At 71.5% G+C, this 642-nt stretch carries 1 protein-coding gene; it reads left to right on the forward strand.

The window, feature by feature from the left end; all coding sequences use genetic code 11:
- Window positions 1-642: helix-turn-helix domain-containing protein (locus ACI794_RS20750; RefSeq protein WP_456617266.1), on the forward strand; the 642-nt coding region annotated here is incomplete at both ends.

A 642-nucleotide genomic window follows, 5' to 3' on the forward strand; every position in this document is an offset into this window, starting at 1 on the left:
CCGCCGAGCTCGGTGTCTCCCGCGCCACCGGCTACAAGTGGTGGGACCGCTGGCGGGAGTTTGGCCTGGCCGGACTGGTGGATCGCCCGAGCCGACCGCACTGCTGCCCACGCCGAACCCCGGTGGCGGTGGAAGAGCAGATCTGTCGACTGCGCCGTGACCGCAGACTCGGCCCGCGGCGGATAGCGGCGATCCTCGGCATCGCCGCCAGCACCGTCTATGCGGTGCTGCGCCGCCACGGCCTGCACAGGCTGACCATGTTCGACCGGCCCACACCCACTCCGATCCGCCGCTACGAACGGGCCCGGCCCGGCGAGCTGGTGCACATCGACGTCAAGAAACTCGGCCGCATCCCCGACGGCGGTGGCTGGCGCATGGGCAACCGAGCCGACTTCCCCGATCGCCGCCGCAAAACCGGCTGGGAGTACGTCCACTCCGCCGTCGACGACCATTCCCGGCTGGCCTACTCCGAGATCCACCCCGACGAGAAGGCCGACACCTGCGCCGGCTTCCTCGACCGGGCCCTGGCCTTCTACGCCGCCCACGGCGCCACGGTCAGCGAGGTGCTCACCGACAACGCCTTCGCCTACCGGCACGGCCGCGCCTGGCGGGAACGACTGGCCGCCCAGGGCATCAAGCACC

It is taken from the genome of Blastococcus sp. SYSU DS0541 (assembly GCF_054050875.1).